The organism is Hyphobacterium indicum (assembly GCF_003129605.1).
GTDB classification, from domain to species: Bacteria; Pseudomonadota; Alphaproteobacteria; order Caulobacterales; family Maricaulaceae; genus Hyphobacterium; species Hyphobacterium indicum.
Window position 1 is genome coordinate 495173 of the sequence record NZ_QBDX01000004.1, and the last position, 19039, is coordinate 514211.

The following is a 19039-nucleotide window of genomic DNA, read 5'->3' on the forward strand; positions in this document are numbered from 1 at the left end:
GCCGCGGTTGGAAAGGGTGAGGCGATGGTACGGCTCGCAGTATTCCTGACAGTATTGGGGCTGGTTCTGACCGGCGTGACCGCCAGTGCGCTGGCCTTTTCACACGGCCATATCGACGCCGGCATCGCCTTCCTCTGGCCCGCCCTCGCCATCGCCCTGGTGCTCGGCATCGCCATGCCGGGCCGGCAGCGGACCTAGCGCTTGTTCCAGACCACGCGGTAAAGGTCGAAGCGCCGGTCGCGCAGATTGCGCACCGTGCCCGATTGCCGCGCCGCCGTCAGATCATCCAGCCGCACATCGGCGACCACAATGGTCTCGACATTCTCCGCCGCCACCGCCGCCAGACCATCGCGCGCAAACGGGAAATCACAGGGCGTGATGATGGCGCTCTCGGCGTAATTCACATCCATGTTCTCAACATCCGGCAGATTGCCGACATTGCCCGCCGTCACCACATAGACCTGGTTCTCGATTGCCCGCGCATGGGCGCAATAGCGCACCCGCAAATGCCCAGTCCGGTCATCCGTCGCATAGGGCACGAACAATATGCCCGCCCCCTCATCCGCCAGCTTGCGCGCCAGCTCCGGGAATTCGGCGTCGTAACAGATCAGCACCCCGATCGGCCCGCAATCGGTCTGGATGGTGCGCACCTCATTGCCGCCCTTGATCCCCCACCAGAATTTCTCGTTCGGGGTGGGGTGGATCTTCTCCTGCGCATGCACCGAGCCGTCGCGCAGGAAGACATAGGCCACGTTCTGGATGTCGCCGTCATCGGTCTGGGTCGGATGCGATCCGCCTATGATGTTGATATTGTATCCCACCGCCAGGCTGCGCATGAATTCAATGAAGCCGGGCGTATGTTTCGTCAGCGCCTGGATGGATTCCTCCGGCGTCAGCTTGCGCTTTTCCAGCGCCAGCAAAGCCACGGTGAACATCTCCGGAAACACGCAGAAATCCGCCCGGTAGTCCGAACAGACATCCACGAAATACTCGATATTGCGCTCGAACGCTTCAAGACTGTCTTCCGCCCGCGCCTGAAACTGCACCGCGGCCACACGCACCGTGCGCGGCTCCGGCCGGACCGGCGCTTTTTCATCCTCGACCCAGGACGGATTGTGCCAGGCCATCAACAGGGCATAGCCGAGGGAATCCCTGTCCTCGTCATAATACCCTTTCATCAGCCGCACCGGCTCGAAGCCCTGCCGCGCCTGGAAGGCATAGACCGGGTCCCGGGCCTTCTTGGCCTTCACCGCCTCCAGATAATTCTCCGGCGTGCCGTATTCCTTGACCTTGCGGCGCAGCGACGGGAAGCGCGCGCCATAGACAATGCCCTTCAGACCCCAGTCCTCGCACAGACCGCGTCGTGCATCATACAGGCGTTGCCCCAGCCGGATGCGGCGCACATTGGGGTCGACACAGACTTCCGCGCCATACAGCCAGTCGCCATCCGGATTATGCAGCGTGCCATAGCCATGGCCGGTAATGCTGTCGAGCGTATGGTCCTCGAATGCCAGCGCCTCGTCGACGATGAAGGTCGAGGCCCATCCCGCCAGCTCGCCATCCAGCTCGACCACGAACTGGCCTTCCGGAAAACGTTCCAGCCGGCCCTTGATCATGCCCGGCGCATCCGGCTCCAGCTTCGGAAAAGCCCGTTTCTGCAGCGCGATAATGTCGTCTATATCGCCGGCCTCCGCATTGCGGATGACCAGGCGCGCGGACTTTTTGTGCGCATTATCAGCTGCGGGCATGAATCATCCTATTTGTAGAATTCGGGGCGGCGGTCCCGGAAAAAACCCCAGGCCGCGCGATGGCGATTGAGAAATTCGAGATCGAAGCTTGCGGTAATGAAACCGGTTTCGGCCCGGTCCAGTTCCGCGACAATCGCCCCGGCATGATCGGCAATGAAGGACGTTCCATAAAAAACCTGTCCGTCTTCATCCCCGACGCGGTTGGCTGCAACCACGGGCATGACGTTGGAAACGGCATGGCCCTGCATGGCCCGGCGCCAGCGCGCCGCCGTGTCGAGGCTGTCATCATGCGGTTCCGAACCGATCGCCGTCGGATACATCAGGACATCTGCGCCCATCAGCGCCATGGCGCGCGCGCTTTCCGGGAACCACTGGTCCCAGCAAATGCCCACGCCGATCCTGCCGTGCCGGGTCGTCCAGACCTTGAAACCGGTATCACCGGGGCGGAAATAGTATTTCTCCTGATAGCCGGGACCATCCGGAATATGGCTCTTGCGATAGACGCCAAGTGCCGCGCCATCCGCATCCAGCATGACCAGCGAGTTATAATAACAGGGACCGTCCTTCTCGAAGATCGAGACCGGAATGACCACGCCCAGATCCCTGGCCAGTGGCTGCAATGCGGTCACGCAGGGATGCTCCAGCGCCGGGAAAGCGTGCGCAAACCAGTGTTCTTCCTGTGTCTTGCAGAAATACGGCCCCTGGAACAATTCGGGCGGCAAGATGACGTGCGCCCCCGCATCCGCGGCCTGCCGGATCAGGCCGGCCACGGTCTCGATATTCGCGTGGATATCATTCCCGAAGGACGCCTGAAGCGCCGCAACGGTCAGTTTCTGATCGGGCATGAAAGTGTCCGTTCTATTCGTCGAGCTGGTCGAGCCAGTCGCCGGGGCCATCGCCCGTCCGCAAATCCATCAGCGTCGGAAACAGCCACCAAGGCGCATCACCATCCGCATTCCATAGTCCCACATAAGCAAATCCGGTCGCGGGTTCCAGATAGATTTGTGCACCATAGCCGGAAAGATAGCCGGAATGTGTCAGAAGCTCGCGCCCGTTCCAGTTATAGGTGCGCCAGCCCAGCGCGTATCCGGTCGATTCAATCCGGTCCGAAAGACGATAAAGCCGGCGGGTCTGCTCCGGGGTATCACCCGCACTGGCATGGACCCGGTCGAGCACGGCCCGCGGCAATCGCTGGCTGACCCCAAGATGCGCCCTCGCATAGGCAATCATGTCGCTCAGCGAAACATTCACGCCGGCAGCTGATACCGTTGTGTCATAGGCCGATTCCGGATCCCCCGCCACAAGCTGACCGTCCACACGGTCCCGGCGGCGATGCGGCCGGGCCCAGCTGTCTGCTGTGACCAGATCATCGACGCCAATCGTGGCATCATTCATTCCGATGCGTTCGAACAACCACGCCCGCATCGCCAGCTCGAACGGCAATCCGGCGGCCTGGGCCCCAAGGGTCTCAAGGCTCGCATAGGTGACATTCTGATAGCTGTAACACTGGCCGGGGCGGCACACTGTCCTTTGCGAACGGAATCGGTTGCGCAAATCATACAGATCTATTCCCGCTTCCATCTGCCGGTCGAGCGCATGAGGTATCAAACCCGTGCGCTGCGCCAACACCTGCTCTGCGGTCGCGGCGCGCCCGTTCGGCAAGGGCAGCAATTCGCGCGGGACGTCATCCAGCAGGTTCAAGCGCCCCTCATATTCCAGCAAAGCCATCAATGTTCCCGTCATGCCCTTGGACACAGAGGCCGCCCGGAACAGGGTGTTTTCCGTGACCGGCCGGCCGGATCCGATGGCCTCTTCACCTGACGTATAGACGAATACCGGCTCGCCATTCTCGATCACGGCAATTGCCAGCCCCGCCATGTAATCGCGGCCCGCCACTTCCTCGACGCGGCGGCGGAAGGGGTCAAGATAATCCAGCCCGGTCGGACGTCGCGGCGGGTGCAACATGAGCGTTGGCTCAAGCGCAGCGTAAATTGCCGGCGACACCTGAACCACAAATGCGGGGCTCTGACCGGCAACAGCGGTTCCGGTTCCAAGGAATAACAGACCCAGTATGACACTCAGGCCACGCATGCTCTTCCCCTCATCTGCAGCCCGGAGACTCACTCAACAATGACGGGGCAGATTACACGTTACACAGTGAAATGCGCCGCCACCCGTCAGGATCGCCCGGGCCGGACTCGTTAACACTCTCTTACCGGGCAGGGCGTCTTGCAAGGCCCGGGCCGCCGATTTTCCCGGTTTTTCGTCGTAGACAGGCATTATGATACGGTCATACGCCGCAACCCAGTTCATATGTGACGCGGGCATCGGCTTGCCGTCTTCCCCCTCCACACGGCCGGGCGACGGGATTTCGATCACCTGAAACGGCGCTCCATCAGGCTGCTTCATCGCCCGCAACTGGCTGGAAATCTCTGTCAGGACGTCAGCTTGCGGATCATCTTTTCCGTTCGGTGCCTGGCAAACCACCACGCCGGGTGCCAGAAAGCGCGCGATATTGTCGATATGCCCGTCAGTATGATCAAAATGCAGGCCGCGATTGATCCAGTAGATCGTCTCAACGCCCAGCGTTTCCCGCAGCAGCACCTCGATATCGGCTTCTGAACGCCCCGGATTGCGAAAATCGCTCAGCACACACTGGCGGGTGGTCAGGACACCGCCAGCGCCATCAAATTCCAGCGCGCCGCCTTCACAGGTCAGATCGACCTTCTTCAAAGGCACACCCGCCAGATCGGCGATCACGCCGCCCACCTCGTCATCACCGGGCAATTCATATTTTCCGCCCCAGCCATTGAAGCGGAATTGCACAGCCTCCCTGTCGCCGTTCCGCAACCGGAAGACCGGCCCGGTATCGCGCGCCCAGACATCGCCATAGGCGGCACGAACCACGGTCGCGCGATTGCCAAGAGCCGTTTTTGCAGAAGCCTCCGCTTGCCGTGTGGACGCCAGAATGGTGATCGGCTGGGCGGTCTCGCCGCCACCGGCAAGCAACCGGACAAATTGTGCGAATTCAGCCTGGGCCGGTTTAAGATCGTCTTCCCATAATTCGCGGTCTGCCGGCCAGCAGGTGAATATCCGGTCCTGGAGCGCAAATTCGTGGGGGATGGAAACAGTGTGTGTCATGTCCTCCCGCTAGCATGAAGAATGGCCCCCTGCCAGCGGGATGCGCGCAAAAGAAAAGGGGCGGCCCTGAGGCCGCCCCGATCCTTACCCGGTTGGTCCGGATACGAGGACTTAGAACTCGTAACGCAGGCCGATGCGGATATTGTAAACCGAGCTGCCGGAACTCAGGAAGCCGGTCGGCTCACGGAAGGACTGGTAGCGGTTATAACGGTAAACGCAGGAGCCTGCCGTCGTACAGGCAGTGCGCATGTTGTCACCGGTCAGAGCCGTGGCGCCATTGACGCCATTGGCAGCCACATCAGCCGTTGAGACGAGATCGGCCTGGACCAGAGCGACCTGACCGAAGCCAGGAGCATTGTACTGGGTGCCCCACTCATCATTCAGCATGTTGAGGACGTTCTCGATATCAACCACCAAGTTGAAGCGGTTGTCACCGACAAACTCCTCGACGAAGGGCAGGCTGCCCAGCTCTTGCTGGATCCGCAGATCCCACTGCTGGTTCCACGGACCGAAGTCGGAGTTGACTTCATGGATTTGCCCGCGAGCCAGGCCACGGCTGTTGATCAGGGCGTCGAAAGCCGTCTGATTGAAGGTCGAGGCATAGACAACACGTGCATCGCCAGCCGTCGGAATGTAGAGCGGGCTATTGTCAAACGGACCTTCACCCAGACCGGCACGGCCGAACAGCGAATTCGAATTGTTGATATCGAACGTGTAGGTGAACGGCGCACCCGAGGTGATTTCACCAAACAGGTCAAAGCGGGTGGTCAGCTCACCGAAGAATTCCTGCTCATACCAGAAGCTGAGCGCGAACCGGTCCTGAACCTGGTAGATGGAGGTCCGGGCCGACGGGAAGTTCCGGTCCGTATCCACAATACCACGCCAGCTCGAAATACCGCGGGAGGACGAACCTTCCGAGCCCATTTCGACGTCCTGATAAGCATAGGACCACTGGAAGCCGAGGCCGTTCTCGAACTCTTTGGCCAGAGTGAAGGTGAAGATGTGATTTTCTCCTTCGGAGTGGTTGGTCAGCTGTGTGAAGTTGCCGATACCGAGTGCATCAAGGTCGGCATAGATGGTCCGGCCGTCCGGAGCCACGCCCGTCGGCAGAGCCGCCGGCAGCTGCGTTTGCGCCAGATTGCGCCACTGGAAGCCATTGTTGGTCCGATTGTACAGATACTGGAAAGTGAAGCGGTAATCGGTACCGAGATTGAGGAATTCCGGCAGACCGAACATGTCGCCCAGCTCTGCATCAAACTCCTGATCAACCCGGATGGAGGCCCGCCAGTCGGACGGGATTTCGAAATTCGGGTCAATGCCGTCAATGACGGACGGAGTGCCGTTCGCCACATTGTTCAGCAGGTTTTGCGGAATTCCGAAACCGTTCAGCGTGACATTGTTGGCCGAGGTGAAGACCGTCGATTGCTGGAAGGCATTGGAAATCCAGACCATCGGATTGCCGCCGGAGAAGAGACCGAAGCCACCCGAAACCGTTGTGCGGTCAAGCGGCGTCCAGCGGGCGCTGAGACGCGGCATGAACACGTCACGGCCATCCAGATTTTCCTGCGACGACTGGCCGAAATTGGTCTGAATTGCAGGATCATTGGGCGGCGTGTCGTCCTGGCTGAAGAACTCCCAGCGGAATCCGCCTTGCAGTTCCAGTTCCGGCAGGATCTGCCAAGTGTCCTGACCAAAGATCGTGAAGCGATCAACGCCCCACTCTGCAGCGCCGGTCGATGCATCGTTTGACGGAACGTTGACATATTCGATCCGGGCGGTGCCGTTGATGATGTCCTGGACATTGTTGAAGATGAAACGGCCGTTCGAGGCTGGAATGAACACATTGCGCAGTTCGAATTGCTCGTACTCACCACCAACCGTCAGAACGTGATTTCCGGCGACATAGTCCGCGGAACCGAACAGGGTCAGGCGCGTATCATCATATTCATTGGCGTGACGGAAGCGGTCACAACCACCAACAAATGTGGTTTCGCTGGTATTGGTCAGCAGGCCATCCAGAGCTGTTCCGGCCACATCGGCCGCACTGAGGCGGAATTCGAGATGCGGCTGACCGGCACCGGCACGGCAATTCTGGCCGCGGACGAATTCGGTGTAGTTCACACGGAAGGTCGTCGAGAGATTCGCGTTCCAGTCCGAGAAGACCTGACCGGTGTAAGCGGTCACATCAACCGGAATATCATACCAGGCAGAAACGAATTCCGTACCGCCTGTGCTGGTCCCGGCTTCCTTCGTGCTCTGATAGGTGAAGGACGCGCGATGGTCTTCATTGATGTTCCAGTCGAGACGGCCCAGGAAGCGTTCCGATGTCACCGGGTTTGAGACGGAGGTCGGGCGGCCACCCATGTCAAAGCCGAGCTCGTTCTGAACCAGTGTGTTCAGAGCATTGTAGAAGCCTGCCTGACGGCCGTTTGCAGCATCAGAAACGGAGAAGTCGGTGCTCGAACCGGATTCAAACTCGTCGTAGGAAACAAAGAAGAACAGCGTATCTTCAATGATCGGACCACCGAGCGTGACGCCATACTCTTCTTCGGTGAACGGCGGGTTGCCCACGATATTACCATCGACGACATCGCCGCGGAAATCTTCGTCGGAACGGTAGTAGAAGAGAGAGCCGTCAAATTCGTTGGTACCCGAACGGGTCACGATATTGACGAGGCCGCCGGTGAAGTTACCGGCCGTGACGGAATAATCCGATGCCACGATCGAAGCGGACTCGATGGCGTCGAGGTTGATCGGCGAACGGCTGGTAGCATAGGTGTTGGAACCCAGACCGAAATTGTCCTGTTGCAGTGCGCCGTCAATGGCCAGCGCGTTAAAGCGCGGGTTGATACCGGCGACAGAGAGGTTGCCTTCGCCGCTGGAGTTAGCGAGCGGGTCGCGCAGCAGCGTAGCGATCACATCGCGATTGGTTGAAGGTTGGTTGGCAATGTCGCGCGCTGTATAGGTCGAACCGGCACCATTATTGATGTCCAGCGACTGGATGCGCTGACCCAGAACAACGATCGTATCGCCTTGCTCGCCTTGCAGCGTGGCGCGGATCGGCGTGTTCGAACCTGGATCGAGGCGGATGTCCTCGATGATGTCCGCCTGATAGCCTTCCGCTTGAATGGCCAGACGGTAGGGGCCACCCACCCGCAGACCGGACTGGAAGAAGTTACCGTCGCCGGCAGTCACGGTGGTCGAGACCGTGCCGGACGGAATGTGAATGATCGTCACGGTAGCACCATTGATGGCGCTACCGTCCTCGGCTAGCACCGAGCCGCGAATTTGCGATGATGTATTCTGCGCATATACGGCAGCCGGTGCTGCGAGTGCGAACAGAGCAGCAGCGGCTGCGCTGTAGGAAAGTTTTCTTGAGAAAGACATGGTTCTTCCAATCCCCACGAGTCGACGGAATGGGGACTGTAGCGGCCCCCGGTGAAACACGAGGCGGGCAATACGCCTCCCGCGAAAAGGATCAATGACTAATTCATGACACTTATGTGACCGTCCGCGCGCCCGATATGTTGCGCCGCACAATCCGAATTTGAGAACCCGGTAACGTAAATGTGAAATCGGCTGAAAACACAAAAGAATTTCAGGCGCGCAAATGCGGTAATAATATCCACAGACGGAATTCGCCTGCGTCGGGCGCATTCTAAAGGCGGCCTACATTTCCGCAAAAGTGCGGCTTGTATGTTACACTCCTCTGGGGCAGGAAGCGGTCATGTCTTCGCGCGCCTTCAAGACCGATTCCCTGACGCCCCTGCATTGGGGATTTGCGGCCATTCTGCTCATCACCCTGGCGCGCCTGATCCTCCTCGCAAACACCCGGCTTCAGCTTTATCCGGATGAGTCGCAGTACTGGATCTGGTCGCAGACATTTGACTGGGGCTATTTCTCGAAACCGCCGCTCATCGCCTGGGCCATTGCCACATCAACAGCCCTTTTCGGCGATACGGACTTTGCCATCCGCCTGCCGTCACTTGTATTCCATGCCATGGGGGCCGGCTTTCTGCTTCTCAGCGCGCATCAGCTGAAATCCGGTTGGGCCGGCGTGTGGGCCGCGCTTGTCTACTTGTCCATGCCGGGGATCGGCATTTCGGCCGGCGTTATCTCGACTGACGCGCTGCTGCTGCCGCTCTGGGCCGGAGCGCTTTACATGCTGTTGAGGTTGCGTGATCAACCGGACCGCTGGTTCTCTGCAGCGGGCCTTGGAATATTGCTGGGACTGGCATTTCTGGCGAAGTATGCCGCCATATATTTTCTGCTTGCGGCCGGGCTGGCGATTGTCATCGATCCGCCCGTCAGGCGGGCCCTTCTGTCGCTGCGGGGAATTCTGGCGGCCGTCATTCTGGCCGCCATCCTCGCGCCGAACATTGCCTGGAATGCGTCGCATGATTTTGCGACCGTCCAGCACACAGCCGCCAATGCCAACTGGCAGGGCAATCTCTTCAATTTTGGCGAGATGCTGGAATTCCTCGGCGGTCAGTTCGGTGTCTTTGGCGTATTGCTGTTTCCGGTGCTCGCCGTGGCCTGCGTTCAGGCATGGCGTCACTGGCGGGACCCGGACCGCCAGATTGATCGCTTGTTGACGCTCTTTATCGTCCCGGCCCTGCTGGTTGTGCTCGTGCAATCCTTCATCAGCCGGGCCCATGCCAATTGGGCCGCGTCCGCCTATGTCGCCGGATCGCTGCTGGTCGTGTTGTATCTGCTTCGCGGCGGGCAGTGGCGCCGCCACATATTGACCGCGTCGATCGCTCTGGGGCTGACCGCTTCCGCGGTAATGGCCGCGCTCTCTGTCAACCCGGCTCTGGTCGGCGGGGTCAACGCCTTCCGCGGGCTGCGGCACCTTCAGTCCTGGCCGGAAACCGCAGCCGCCCTGCATGAGGCCGAGCAACGGGGCACCTATGACGCACTCGTCTTCGATGACCGCAACATATTCCATCAGATGCAGCGCTATGGCCGCCAGCTGGAAACACCCTTGCGTATGTGGCAACGCTTTAATGCGCCGCACAATCATGCCGAAGATATCTGGGCGCTCCCTGAGGGTACAGACGGACCTGTTCTGATCGTTTCCGAGCGCGAATGGGAGCGTGACCGTCTGCTGGCGGACTTTGAAACCGTCGAACCGCTGGGCGAAATCGCCATTGCGACGGGCGGTCACCGCGAGCGCCGCCTGACCCTGTATGCCGGACGCGGCTATCAGCGTGTCCCCCGCACCGAAGCCTATGAGGCGGCCCAGGCCGCCATCGACGCTGCGCGTCAGCCCGGCAACTGACAGGAAACGCTTGGCCGGAACGCTATCAGCGGTTTAACTAGCGGGCGTGTTGTTTTTGAAGGGTAGCGTATATGTCAGGTATCAGGATCGTCCGCGGCTTGGCGCTCATCGCCTTGCTTGCCGCTTTGACAGCCTGCGAGACAGCATCGCGTCCGGCGATTGATCTCGGCGGCGGGCCGCTGACACGCCTGCCCGACACCACCCCGTCGACCAATCAGGGCGAGCGGCGCGCTGAGTCCAGCCAGACCATCCAGGATGCCAGCGAAAGCCGCGAGCTCACCGAGACCGTGCGTTATGGCGACGGCGTGCGCATCCGGCCGGGCCAACTCAGCTCCAACTCCCTGCCCAGCGGCGTTTATACCGTCAATTTTGTCGATGCGCGGGTCGATGAAGCCGCGCAGACCATTTTCGGCGATCTGCTGGACGAATCCTATAATATCGACCCGCGCGTCCAGGGCCGTGTAACCGTCAATACACCCCGGCCCGTATCCCGCGAAGGGCTGCTGTCGCTGTTCGAAGCCAGCCTCTCGATCAACAACGCCGCGCTGGTGTTTGCCGACGGGGCCTATCGCGTCATGCCCGCAGGTGAGGCGCAGACATCCGGCCTCGCCCGCTTTGCGACGGCCAGCCAGCCCGGCTGGGGTGTCACAGCCATCCCCCTCCGCTTCGTCTCTGCAACCGAAATCCGGACACTGATGGAATCAGTCGTCACGCGTCCTGGCGCCCTGCGCGCGGATCCGGCCCGCAACCTCCTCCTGATCCTCGGCTCCGCGCCGGAGCGCAGGAACATGGCCGCAGCGGCGGAAGCCTTCGACGTCGACTGGATGGCCGGCATGTCAGTGGCAATGGTGCCATTGATCAATGCCAGCGCCGATGACGTCATCCAGGAAATCCGTTCAATCTATTCGCCGGGCACCGACGGGAGTTCGGGCGCTTTGCGCCTGCAACGCATCGAACGCCTGAATGCCATTCTCGTCATTGCGCCCAGCCGCGAACTTCTCGACCAGGCGCGCGAGTGGATTGCGACACTGGATACAGGCGGAGCTGACGGTTCCACGCTCCGCGCCTATTTTCTTGAAAACGGAGAGGCCGAGGCGACAGCGGCCCTGTTAACCGAACTCTTGGGCGATGGCGTACTCGGCGGAGTCGCCCCCGATCTGGAATCAGGCACGGCGTCCTCGTCTGGCAGCGCATCGCGAACGGGCAACGCCAATGGCAGCATTCGCGTTATCGCTGACACCATCAATAACGCCATCCTTGTTCTTGCGGACCAACCGGGTCAGGCACTGGTCGAGCGCGCACTGGAATCCATTGACCGCACCCCTGTCCAGGTTGTCATCGAGGCGGTGATCGCCGAGGTCACCCTGAACGACACGCTGCGCTATGGGGTCCAGTTCTTCTTTGAAGGCGATGGTGTTGACGGCATAGCAGACACCAGCCGGGGCGGATTTGGCGTCGACGGTTTTGATGCAAACGGCAATTTTCCCGGCTTCAACATGCTGCTTGAAACCGGCGGCGATGCCCGCGTGGCGCTGGATGCATTGTCACGCGTCACCGATCTGACCGTGGTGTCCTCACCGACCGTTCTGGTCCGCGACAATCACACTGCAAACTTTCAGGTCGGTGACGAAGTTCCCATTGTCACGCGCCAGTCCAATTCCGTGATCAACCCGGACTCACCAGTGGTCAATAATGTTGAATTCCGCGACACCGGCGTCCTGTTGACCGTGACGCCGCGCGTCTCGTCGACCGGCATGGTGACCATGGAAATCGAACAGGAAGTCTCCAATGTGGCCAGCGGCTCGGCCACCTCCCTGACGCCGACCATTTCCACCCGTTCACTCTCGACCACTGTTTCCATCCGGTCGGGACAGACGGTGATACTGGGCGGCCTGATCGATGAAAGCCGCGACAGTGGCCGCGACGGCATTCCGGGCATTGCCCGTATTCCTTTCATCGGCGATGCCCTGAGCCAGACCAACATCTCGACCACACGCACCGAATTGCTGATTTTCCTGACACCGCGCGTCATCGACAGTGATGAGGATGCCGCTGCGATTACCAACGAGATCCGTCAGCGCATGGAGCTCCTGCGGCCGGAAACAAATTGATCAGTTTCTATCTCGACGTTTTTCTTCTGGCGGCGAGCCCCTTCATCGGGAGCTTTATCACCGCGTCATCACGCAGCTGGCCCGACTGGATCCGGATCGCCTCCGGCCGGTCATCCTGTGATGCGTGCGGGCGGCGTCTCTCCCCGCTCGAGCTCATACCGGTGGTCAGCTTTCTGGTTCAGCGCGGCAAATGCCGGTCCTGCGGCGCACCGGTCTCCTGGATACATCCCGCTGGCGAGTTGCTGGCGCTTCTGGCCGGCATCCTCGCCGTGCTCGCATTCGATGGCGGCTGGACGTTCGCTGCCGCCATGTTCGGCTGGATACTTCTGTTCGGGGCATTGGTTGATATCCGGACCTTTCTCTTGCCCGATGTCGTGACCCTGGGGCTGATCCCGGCCGGCCTCGGAGTCAGCTATCTGGCGGGAGGGCTGGAAGCGGTCTCGCTCAACGGCCTTGCGGCTCTGATCGGCTTTGCCAGCCTGGCGGTCATCAGCGCGGTTTATAAACGCCTTCGCGGCCGAGACGGCCTGGGTTTGGGAGACGCCAAGCTTCTGGCCGCCGGCGGCGCGTGGGCGGGACCGTTTGCGCTGCCATGGATTGTCATGCTGGGCGCGGGCGCGACGCTATTCATTGTTGCCATCGGTCATGTTCTGGGCCGCAAGGCCACTGCCGATACCGCGGTTCCGCTGGGGCCCGGCCTCGCAGCGGGATGTTATCTGGCCTATTGTTTGCCGTCTCTGGTGCAGCCACTGACCTAGAAGGGATTTCGCGTGTTTAACCGGCAGGCTCTGCAGATTGGCCCCAGCCGCAGGCTACATCGAAAGCCGCGCAGCTTGTGGGCAGAGCCATGGATGGTCTGGCGGGAAAATGCCTGGCGCGAACTGACCTGCCCGGCCTGCCTGACAACCGGATTGATGCCCAAGCGCCTCGACGCCAATCCGCCCTACAAGCCGCGTGAACGCTACAATCTGTTCCAGTGCGAATCCTGCCAGACCCTCCATTATCCGGACGCTGAAGTCTTCGAATATGAAAGCCGCCGTGATGCGGACCTGGCGCGCAAATTCTATCTGGAAGTCGGCGCCGGGCTGGATGCCATGATTGCACCGCTCGCCTGGGCAGCCCGCGGGGAGGTTGGAACCTTTCTGGAAGTCGGTGGCGGATACGGATTTTCTGTTGACTTCGCGAGCCGTGAACTGGGTTGGAAAGCCGCCAATATCGACCCGTCATTCCTTGCCCGGGCGGGCGCGTCGGATCTCGGCCACACCCATTATTCCGATTATCTCACGCCGGATCACAAACTGGCGGATCAATCCTTCGATCGTGTTCTGTCGTCGGAAGTGATCGAACATGTGAAGGACCCGGACGATTTCATCGCGTCCCTCACGGCCACGCTCGCTCCGGACGGTGTCCTTCTGTTGACGACACCGAATGCCGCCGGAGTGGCAAAGGGGGCGAGCCTCGAAACTCTTCTTCCCGTCATCACGGCCGGCCATCATCTGGTCATCTATTCGAAAGCCGGGCTGGAGGCGGTGCTGCGCCGCGCCGGATATTCGCACATCTTCATCGAGGAAAAAGGCGTGACCCTCCATGCCGCGGCGTCACGCGCCGCTTTCGACGTTGATTTCGACGCCCGCCCGGACCGGAGCCGGCTGCAATCCTATCTCTCGGGGCGGCTGGAAGCGCTGGGCCGGGATCATGCGCTTTTTTCAGCGTTCGCCGTCCGGTTGTTGAAAGAATATGTGCATACCGGCCAGTGGAAGGCGGCAGGCGTCGTCCGCGACCGCATCGCCCGCCGATGGCTGGATGACTATGGATTCAACCTGAATCTTCCCGATGGTCTCAAGCCGGAATTTGTCTCCATCGAGACCGGCCAGCGGCAAAGGCTGCGCAAATTTGCCGCCAACCATCCCTTTTCGCTTGCCATCGCGCTCTATTACTCAGCGCGGATCGACCAGCACGACGGCAAGACCGCTCAGGCGGCAGAGGCCTTCCGGTCGGCAGCCCGTATCGCCATAACGCTTCAGGCTGTGTTCAATGCCATGTACGCCGCATGCCGCGAAACCGAAGACGCCGGATTGCGGGCCACAATTGCCGCCGCCGAAATCAGTGCCTCGCGAGACCCGGCCTATGCCAGCCACACATTGTTATCTGTTGCCGGCAAGGCTGAAGGCCCGGTTTTGCCGGAATGGCGGCGGGTTGCCTGCCAGGTCTATGCTGCAGGCGCGCTGTCAGGACAGCACACGGCAGTGGCGGCAATCGAGCCCTATGTGCGCGGATGGCTTGAAAGTGCAAAAGACGAGGGGCGAGCACTGAATCCGGGAGAAGCCTATGCCGCAGGCGGTATCGGCGAAAAACTGCAGAGCGGCGGATGCGCTGATCAGGCTGTTTCCTGGTTTGAAACCGCCGAAAGAGGGATGACGGACCCCGCCGAGGCAGACATTTTCAGACGCAAGGCCGCAGAATTGAAATCCGGGAAACCGGACCTCGGACCAAGGCTGATTGCGGCACTCAACTCTGATGCCCCGGAGACCGCCCAACCGGTTGGCGACGCCTTGCTGAACATTCCTGTCACAGATCCTGAACTTGATGCGCCGGTCGCCTTTGCGCTCGGCCTGTATACGCTCAACGTCCGGCCCGACGCCGCAAGCGCCGTCAAATGGTTCGCCCGCGCAGCCGAACTTGCAGAAGGCGACGCGCGGCTGGAAGCCGAACTGCATCTTGCCCTGGCGGCAGACCGCCTTCCGGCCGGCCGGAGATCGAAAATTCTGCCGGACCTGATTCACCAGCTCGAGATCGCGACACCGGAAAGCAGCGATTTGGGGTCGCGGATCAAGGAGTTAACCGATAGGTATAGGCTGGAGAACGGGTCAATGGAGAAAACCACGTGAGCTGGCGGCGGTATATTCGGTGGATCAAGTGGCCGTGGCGGTGGGTTTTCGATCAACGCGAGCGCAAGGACTATATTGCTCAGGCATTTTCCCGGGGCATTGCCGCAATCATCGGATCGAAATCCATGGTTCGCCAGACCTGGGCGGGAAGCGGAACGCTGGATGGCGTTAATGACATCGCCATTCTCGTCACCTGGGATGCCAAAGGCCGCGTGCACGACTTCCTGATCGAACACATGCGGGCCCTGAAAGCCGCGGGCCGCACCGTTATTCTCGTTTCAAACAGCCCGAAGTTTCCGGATGACCAGGTCGAACGGGCCAGGCCGCATTGTACGCTGATCGCCTGGCGCCATAATCGCGGATATGATTTTGGCGCTTATCGTGACGGCATTCTGCTGGTGCCTGATTATGACGCGTTGAATTCGGTGATTTTCATCAATGACAGCATATACGGTCCCTTCCAGCCCCTGCGGCCGCTTCTGAAAAAGGCGAACGCCGCAAAAGCCGATGTCTGGGGCATGACCGACAGCTGGGACACACGCTGGCATTTACAGAGTTATTTCCTGTTATTCCACAAACCGGCCCTGCAAAATGCGAAGGTCCGCGAAATGTGGGCGCGATGGAATCATGTCCAGTCCAAATCCTGGGTCGTCAACAAGCTGGAGATCGGCCTGACCGGAAAGCTCGAGACAGCGGGTCTCGCCTGTGCCGCGCTCTTTCCCTATCGCGATGAGGTTACAAAATTCGCTGCGACAGTCCGCGGCCAGGAAATCCTGACCGACGAAAACCTGGCAAAGCCGCATCGTGTTCTGCTGGAGCGGATGCTTGAACTCGCCGATGGCGGGGCACCGATGAATCCCTGTCACTTTTTCTGGGATCAGCTGATCTCCGACGGCTTCCCCTATCTCAAAAGGGAGGTCCTGACCCGAAACCCGATTGGCATGCCGCGGCTTTATGAATGGAGCGATGTGGTCGCTGAGACAGGCCATTATGACCCCGAGACCATCGTCCGGCATTTGCGGGCCATTTCGAAAAACCGGGTGGTGTGATGGATCAGCCGGCGGACACAGGCTGGATCGAGACGATTGCAGGCTTGTCCGAAGCCGATATCAGCCGCGCGCGGCGCCTTTCCGCCGAGACCGGCGAACGGCTGGCGCGATCCCTGAAACGTCTCGGCGCGGCCTCCGACATCGCGATCGCCAATGCATTGGCGGCTTTCACAGGCCTGGAACGCATTGGCACCTCCGGATTTCCGGCTCAACCGGTGACAGCGGGCGGCATTTCCACGCAATTCCTCCTGGAATCATCGGCCCTGCCCATCAGCGAAGATGACAACGCCATCGTGCTGGCCGTTGCGGATCCGACCGACATGTCGCCCGTCGAGGGGGTCCGGCTGGCCTCGGGAAAACCGGTGGCATTGAAAGTCGCGGCTTTCGCCGACATCGAGGAAGCGCATGCCCGGCTCTACGGCGCAGAAAAAGTACTGGCCGACATTGTTGATGATGATTTCGGCGACGGCGAGGAGCTGAAAGACCTCGCAAGTGAAGCCCCCGTTGTACGTCTGGTGAACGACCTGTTTGCGGACGCGCTCAAATCGCGCGCATCGGATATTCATGTCGAACCCTTCCGCGACCGGCTGCGGATCCGCTTTCGTATCGACGGCGTGCTGCACAACCGCCCGTCGCCGAAAGCCGCCCTGACGCGCCTTGTCACCAGCCGCATCAAGATTCTCGCCAGCCTCGATATCGCCGAGCGGCGCCGCCCACAGGACGGCAGGGCACGCGTCACCATTGCCGGCAGCGCCCTGGATTTGCGTGTGGCGACCGCACCGACCGCCCATGGCGAAAGCGTGACAATCCGCCTGCTGGAAGACCGGGATACACAGGTAAAGCTGGACGATCTGGGTCTGTCACCGGCCCAGCGCGATCATCTGACCGCCCATCTCGCGGCGCCATACGGGCTGATTCTGGTCACCGGCCCGACCGGCTCGGGGAAAACGACGACGCTTGCGGGCGCGCTGGATCAGCTGAACACGTCCGACCGAAAACTGATCTCGATCGAGGACCCCATCGAATACCAGATCGAGGGCGTCAACCAGATCGCCGTGAATGCGCCAATCGGCCTCACTTTCGCCAGCGTGTTGCGCTCGATCCTGCGCCATGATCCGGATGTCATCGTCGTTGGCGAATTGCGCGACGGCGAGACCGCCGAAATTGCCGTCAATGCCGCCCTGACCGGCCACTTGGTGCTCGCAACCGTTCACACCAATACGGCATCGGGAGCCGCGCCGCGCCTGATTGACATGGGCGTGGATCCCGCCCTGCTCCGCTCCACCCTGCGCCTGTCCATTGCCCAGCGTCTGGTGCGCCAGCTCTGCCCGGAATGCCGCGCTCCGGCCCCCCCGCCGGCCGGTCTCAAATCCGCCTGGAAAGCCGTGGGTTGTGATCATTGCGCGCAGACCGGATATCTGGGCCGTATCGGTGTTTTTGAGTTTATCGACATGAAGGATGAATTGGCCGATGCGTTGAAGCCGGGCGTGGCCTCATCCGAAATCGAAAAACTCGCCCGCAAGAAGAAGATGGCCTCCATCCGGGACGATGCGCGCCAGAAGATCGAAGCCGGCATTACCAGCGCTGAAGAAGTCGATCGCGTCCTCGGTGTGATCTGATGGCGCTGTTCGCCGTATCCGCAATCCGGCCTGATGGCGGCGAGGAAGTTGTCCGCATTGAAGCCGCCGACACGGCAGGCGCAGCGGCGGCCGTTTCCGCACGGGGCCTGACGCCGATCCGCGTCAGACCCGCACGGGAAGCGCCACAGAAACAGGCGTCCGGCCGCGCCCGGAAAATGGCAACGCGCCTGGCCCGCGAATTATCCGTCCTCACCGCGGCCGGGCTCAGCATCGAACCCGCGCTTGCGGCCCTGTCCCGTCATGCCGCGGAAAAGCAGCTGAAAAACGCGGCGGATGTGCTGCTGGCAGATATCCGCAGCGGCGCGTCCCTGTCGGAAGCCTTCGCCAGGCGGCCGGAGCTGTTCCCCTCTCCGTTTCCGGAAATCGCAGAGGCGGGTGAGGCGGGCGGGGCGCTTGGCAAGGCACTGGGCCAGCTGGCCGATGCCCGCGAAAGGCGGGAGGCTGTCGAGGCGAATATCCGCGGCGCACTGGCTTATCCGGCCTTTCTGATGATTATGGCCATAGGCGCCATTTCCGGCCTTCTGGTTTTTGTCATTCCGCGATTTGAAGGCTTGTTTGACCAGATCGGGCGCGAAATTCCGCCGCAGGCGGCTTTTGTATTTGGGGCAGCAGATTTCATTGGAACCTACGGACCGTGGGTATTGGCCATCCTCGCCGTGTCGATCCTTGCCTGGCGCTGGGCATTGGCCCGGCCCGCTTTTCGCGAGGCGTATGACCGCTGGCTGTTAAGCCTGCCGATTCTGGGACCGGCACTGCGCACCATGATTGCCGCGCGATTCTGCCGGGTATTGTCCCTCCTGCTGGAAAACGGACTCTCCGCGGTTCCCGCCTTGCGGCTGGCGTCACGGGCCGCCGGCAATCGCTGGGCGGTTCGCCGCCTGACCGAAGCCCTGGCGGAGGTGCGCACGGGCAAGGGGTTTTCCGATCGCGTCGAGGCCTCAGACGTATTGCCCCCTCTGGCGGCGGAATTGCTCTCGGTAGGGGAGGAGACGGGCGATCTGGGCGCAGCTTCCGGCCGGCTTGCGTCCTTCTACGAGACACAGTTTGAACAAAATGCCCGGCTTGTCTCGCGCATTGTCGAGCCAGCGGTTATCGTGTTTGCCGGCCTTGCTATTGGCAGTGTGATCGTGTCGATTCTGTCGGCTCTGGTCAGCATCAACGAAATCGACTTCTAGAGGGTC

General features: G+C 60.8%; 13 protein-coding genes. 8 read left to right on the plus strand and 5 right to left on the minus strand.

What is annotated here, in order from left to right; translation table 11 throughout:
- Positions 1-24: 24 nt before the first annotated feature.
- Positions 25-198, plus strand: a complete 174-nt coding sequence (locus DBR16_RS14015; RefSeq protein WP_161539478.1) for a hypothetical protein — start codon at positions 25-27, stop codon at positions 196-198.
- Here DBR16_RS14015 and DBR16_RS10415 read toward each other — a convergent pair.
- From DBR16_RS10415 to DBR16_RS10435, 5 genes are all read right to left on the minus strand, one after another.
- Positions 195-1748 (minus strand): carbon-nitrogen hydrolase family protein, encoded by a 1554-nt coding sequence (locus tag DBR16_RS10415; RefSeq protein ID WP_109261188.1) that lies wholly within the window; start codon positions 1746-1748, stop codon positions 195-197. The genes DBR16_RS14015 and DBR16_RS10415 overlap by 4 nt on opposite strands.
- Before the next feature lie 8 nt (positions 1749-1756).
- A complete protein-coding gene (gene aguB, locus DBR16_RS10420; RefSeq protein WP_109261189.1) occupies positions 1757-2593 on the minus strand; it encodes an N-carbamoylputrescine amidase in 837 nt (278 codons plus the stop codon).
- 13 nt (positions 2594-2606) lie between these two features.
- On the minus strand, positions 2607-3839 hold the full coding sequence (locus tag DBR16_RS10425) for a serine hydrolase domain-containing protein (protein WP_109261190.1): 1233 nt from the start codon (positions 3837-3839) through the stop codon (positions 2607-2609).
- Between the two features lie 33 nt (positions 3840-3872).
- Entirely contained in the window at positions 3873-4889 is a 1017-nt protein-coding gene (locus DBR16_RS10430) for an agmatine deiminase family protein (protein WP_109261191.1), read from the minus strand.
- A 111-nt stretch (positions 4890-5000) separates the two neighbouring features.
- Positions 5001-8276 (minus strand): TonB-dependent receptor, encoded by a 3276-nt coding sequence (locus DBR16_RS10435; RefSeq protein WP_109261192.1) that lies wholly within the window; start codon positions 8274-8276, stop codon positions 5001-5003.
- A gap of 340 nt (positions 8277-8616) precedes the next feature.
- Between DBR16_RS10435 and DBR16_RS10440 the strand changes: the two genes are divergently transcribed.
- The 7 genes from DBR16_RS10440 (at position 8617) to DBR16_RS10470 (ending at position 19033) form a co-directional block, all read left to right on the plus strand.
- Positions 8617-10170: an ArnT family glycosyltransferase gene (locus DBR16_RS10440; protein WP_109261193.1), complete on the plus strand. Its 1554-nt coding sequence runs from the start codon at positions 8617-8619 to the stop codon at positions 10168-10170.
- A 71-nt stretch (positions 10171-10241) separates the two neighbouring features.
- Positions 10242-12281 (plus strand): type II secretion system secretin GspD, encoded by a 2040-nt coding sequence (gspD, locus tag DBR16_RS10445; RefSeq protein WP_109261194.1) that lies wholly within the window; start codon positions 10242-10244, stop codon positions 12279-12281.
- Positions 12278-13039: a prepilin peptidase gene (locus DBR16_RS10450; protein ID WP_109261195.1), complete on the plus strand. Its 762-nt coding sequence runs from the start codon at positions 12278-12280 to the stop codon at positions 13037-13039. The genes gspD and DBR16_RS10450 overlap by 4 nt, the downstream gene beginning before the upstream one ends.
- A gap of 93 nt (positions 13040-13132) precedes the next feature.
- Positions 13133-15169, plus strand: a complete 2037-nt coding sequence (locus tag DBR16_RS10455; protein WP_109261196.1) for a class I SAM-dependent methyltransferase — start codon at positions 13133-13135, stop codon at positions 15167-15169.
- Positions 15166-16218 (plus strand): rhamnan synthesis F family protein, encoded by a 1053-nt coding sequence (locus DBR16_RS10460; RefSeq protein WP_109261197.1) that lies wholly within the window; start codon positions 15166-15168, stop codon positions 16216-16218. The genes DBR16_RS10455 and DBR16_RS10460 overlap by 4 nt, the downstream gene beginning before the upstream one ends.
- On the plus strand, positions 16218-17837 hold the full coding sequence (locus DBR16_RS10465) for a GspE/PulE family protein (protein WP_109261198.1): 1620 nt from the start codon (positions 16218-16220) through the stop codon (positions 17835-17837). Before DBR16_RS10460 ends, DBR16_RS10465 begins: the two co-directional genes overlap by 1 nt.
- Complete coding sequence (locus tag DBR16_RS10470) at positions 17837-19033, plus strand: type II secretion system F family protein (protein ID WP_109261199.1); 1197 nt, start codon at positions 17837-17839, stop codon at positions 19031-19033. The genes DBR16_RS10465 and DBR16_RS10470 overlap by 1 nt, the downstream gene beginning before the upstream one ends.
- Positions 19034-19039 lie beyond the last annotated feature (6 nt).

Bases quoted from the DNA above. Each gene is read 5' to 3' on its own strand.
- DBR16_RS14015 (WP_161539478.1), top strand. From the start codon at position 25: ATGGTACGGCTCGCAGTATTCCTGACAGTATTGGGGCTGGTTCTGACC.
- DBR16_RS10415 (WP_109261188.1), bottom strand. From the start codon at position 1,748: ATGCCCGCAGCTGATAATGCGCACAAAAAGTCCGCGCGCCTGGTCATC.
- aguB (WP_109261189.1), bottom strand. From the start codon at position 2,593: ATGCCCGATCAGAAACTGACCGTTGCGGCGCTTCAGGCGTCCTTCGGG.
- DBR16_RS10425 (WP_109261190.1), bottom strand. From the start codon at position 3,839: ATGCGTGGCCTGAGTGTCATACTGGGTCTGTTATTCCTTGGAACCGGA.
- DBR16_RS10430 (WP_109261191.1), bottom strand. From the start codon at position 4,889: ATGACACACACTGTTTCCATCCCCCACGAATTTGCGCTCCAGGACCGG.
- DBR16_RS10435 (WP_109261192.1), bottom strand. From the start codon at position 8,276: ATGTCTTTCTCAAGAAAACTTTCCTACAGCGCAGCCGCTGCTGCTCTG.
- DBR16_RS10440 (WP_109261193.1), top strand. From the start codon at position 8,617: ATGTCTTCGCGCGCCTTCAAGACCGATTCCCTGACGCCCCTGCATTGG.
- gspD (WP_109261194.1), top strand. From the start codon at position 10,242: ATGTCAGGTATCAGGATCGTCCGCGGCTTGGCGCTCATCGCCTTGCTT.
- DBR16_RS10455 (WP_109261196.1), top strand. From the start codon at position 13,133: ATGGTCTGGCGGGAAAATGCCTGGCGCGAACTGACCTGCCCGGCCTGC.
- DBR16_RS10465 (WP_109261198.1), top strand. From the start codon at position 16,218: ATGGATCAGCCGGCGGACACAGGCTGGATCGAGACGATTGCAGGCTTG.
- DBR16_RS10470 (WP_109261199.1), top strand. From the start codon at position 17,837: ATGGCGCTGTTCGCCGTATCCGCAATCCGGCCTGATGGCGGCGAGGAA.